The sequence below is a fragment of the Novosphingobium sp. JCM 18896 genome, assembly GCF_025938095.1.
Classification (GTDB): Bacteria; Pseudomonadota; Alphaproteobacteria; order Sphingomonadales; family Sphingomonadaceae; genus Novosphingobium.
Genome location: NZ_JAPCZF010000023.1, coordinates 1 through 2,483, shown reverse-complemented (window position 1 = coordinate 2,483; position 2,483 = coordinate 1). Strand labels below are relative to the sequence as shown.

At 64.8% G+C, this 2,483-nt stretch carries 2 protein-coding genes; both read right to left on the bottom strand.

What is annotated here, in order from left to right; translation table 11 throughout:
* Window positions 1–127: 127 nt before the first annotated feature.
* Entirely contained in the window at window positions 128–859 is a 732-nt protein-coding gene (gene istB / locus OLX23_RS25715; RefSeq protein ID WP_277346340.1) for an IS21-like element helper ATPase IstB, read from the bottom strand.
* Window positions 859–2,370 carry an IS21 family transposase gene (gene istA, locus OLX23_RS25710; RefSeq protein ID WP_264448212.1) on the bottom strand — a complete coding sequence of 504 codons (1,512 nt, stop codon included), beginning with the start codon at window positions 2,368–2,370 and terminating at the stop codon, window positions 859–861. Before istA ends, istB begins: the two co-directional genes overlap by 1 nt.
* Between the last annotated feature and the right edge of the window lie 113 nt (window positions 2,371–2,483).

The window sequence follows — 2,483 nt, the reverse complement described above, 5'->3', positions numbered from 1 at the left end:
GGGACCGGGATCGGCGTGCAATAGGGGACCAGGGTTTGATGCGCGCTTACGCCGTGGCGGGATGGCGGAGGGCGTAGCCCGGAGGCATCCCGCCACGGCGTAAATCGCCTTCTTTTCCAGGTGGTGGTCAGCTGCGGTTCTTGAAGCGCCAGCTATCGTTGCCGGTCTCGATGATGTCGCAGTGGTGCGTGAGCCGGTCGAGCAGAGCGGTGGTCATCTTGGCATCGCCGAAGACCGTGGGCCATTCGCCGAACGCGAGGTTGGTGGTGACGATGACCGAGGTGCGCTCATAGAGCCGGCTGACGAGGTGGAACAGCAACTGTCCGCCGGTACGGGCGAACGGCAGATAGCCCAGTTCGTCGAGGATCAGCAGGTCAAGCCGCGAGAGATGTTCGGCGAGCTTGCCGGTCCGGCCCTGATGGGTCTCCAGTTCGAGCAGGTTCACCAGATCGGTAGTGTTGTAGAACCGGACGCGGGCGCCGCCGCGGATGCAGTTGCGCGCGATGGCGATGCTGAGGTGGGTCTTTCCCGATCCCGTGCCGCCGACCAGCACGACATTGCGCTGGCTGGCGAGGAAGCTGCCGGCGGCAAGGTCGCGCACCAACCCTTCGTTGATCGGCGTTCCGGCAAACTCGAAGCCGTCGAGCTCGCGGGCGAGCGGCAGCTTGGAAGCGGTCATCTGGTACTTGATGGAACGGGCGTGTTTCTCGGCGACCTCAGCCTTCAGCAGGTCGCCAACGACGTGCTGGACGGGGTGCTGGCGCTTGAGGGCGTCGGCAATGACCTCATCATAGGCGTGACGCATGCCGGCGAGCTTCAACTCGGCCATCAAGTCGATGATCTCATGGCGCTCCATCATCATGCTGCCCTCCGCACGGGCAGCAGCCGATCATAGCGGCCAGCATCGGCGATTGGTTCGATCTTGAGCTGCAGATGCTCGGGCGTGGCGATGCTGGGCTCCATCGGCGCCGATCGGGACCGGGCCAGGATATTGAGCACGACATCGGCGCTCGTAACCCCCTGGGCCAATGCTTCGGCGGCGGCGGCTTCCAGCGCGTCGAGACCGTCGACCGTGGCCGCCGTCAGGATCTTGACCATCTGCCGGTCGCCATCGTCGCTGCCCTTCAGCTTGCCGCGGAGACGCTCCAGTGCTGGGGGCAGCGCAAGCTGCTTAAACGGCGCGCCGTTCCTCAGCGCCCCAGGCTTCTTCGCCAGCACCGGCACATAGTGCCAGGGATCATAAACGGTCTGCTCGCGGCCGAAGCGGCGATCGTGCTCGGCGACGATATCGTCGCCCTGGCGGATGACGATGCGGCCGGCATAGGCATGGACCTCAACCGGCCGCCCGAGAGCCCGGGCCGCCACCGAGTACTTGTTGTAATCGAACCGCACCAGGAGCGTCTTGGAGACCGAGGCGGTGACGGAGTGGAAGCCATCGAACGGGGCCGTCGGCATGCGCATCAGCGCCGGCTTCTCGTCCTCGAACACGTCAGCGATGGTACGGTCACGACACTCGGGATGCCGATGGGCACTGGCATGTTCCAGGCAGCGGTCGAGCAGCCAGGCGTTCAACTCCTCGTAGCTGGCAAAGCGCAGCCGGGGCGTGAAGAAACGTTCGCGCACTACACCCACCTGGTTCTCGACTTGCCCCTTCTCCCATCCCGCCGCCGGCGTGCACGCGGTCGGCTCGACCAGATAATGGTTGCACATCTGCAGGAAGCGGCGGTTGAACTTGCGCTCCTTGCCCAGGAACACCGCATCCACCGCGGTGGTCATGTTGTCGTAAATCCCCCGCGTGCAGACGCCGCCAAAGAAGGCGAAGGCTCGAGCATGGGCGTCGAACACCATCTCCTGCGTCTCGCGGGGATAGGCACGTACGAAGAACATCCGGCTATGGCACAGCCGCATATGCGCGACCTTCACCGTCGTCGTCACGCCCGCCAGCACAACGACCTCATGACTCCAGTCGAACTGGTAGGCCTCGCCGGGCTCGAAGCTCAGCGGCACGAACGCGGTCGCCGTGCGACCAACTTCCTCACGCTGCCAGCGACGTGCATGGCGGCGAACCGTATCGTAGCCACCCTCATATCCTTGCGCCCGCAGCGCCTCGAACAGCCGGATCAGCGTCAGCCGTTCACGCCGCGGCTTGCGCTCGTTCTCCGCCAGCAACCGCTCGAGCTCGGCAACGTGGGCGCCGAGCTTGGGCTTCGGCTGAACCGTGCGATCGTAGCCGAACTTGCCGTCCTCCGCTTCGATCGCCTTCCTGACCGTCTTCCTCGAAACATGCAGCCGCCGCGCGATCTCCCGCACCGATTGCCGCTGCACGAAATACGCACGCCTGATCCGTCCAATCGTCTCCACCGTCGTCATCCTCCGCCTCGTCGCCAACCAAAAAAGCTGACGACCATAGATGACCCGGGGGTGGTCCCCGATTAGGCGCCGATCACCGAGTCAGGTGGGCACCACTTGCACGCCGAAACACA

What these genes read in the sequence shown, in the direction of transcription:
- istA (WP_264448212.1), bottom strand. Translation starts at nt 2,370, where the DNA reads ATGACGACGGTGGAGACGATTGGACGGATCAGGCGTGCGTATTTCGTG.
- istB (WP_277346340.1), bottom strand. Translation starts at nt 859, where the DNA reads ATGATGGAGCGCCATGAGATCATCGACTTGATGGCCGAGTTGAAGCTC.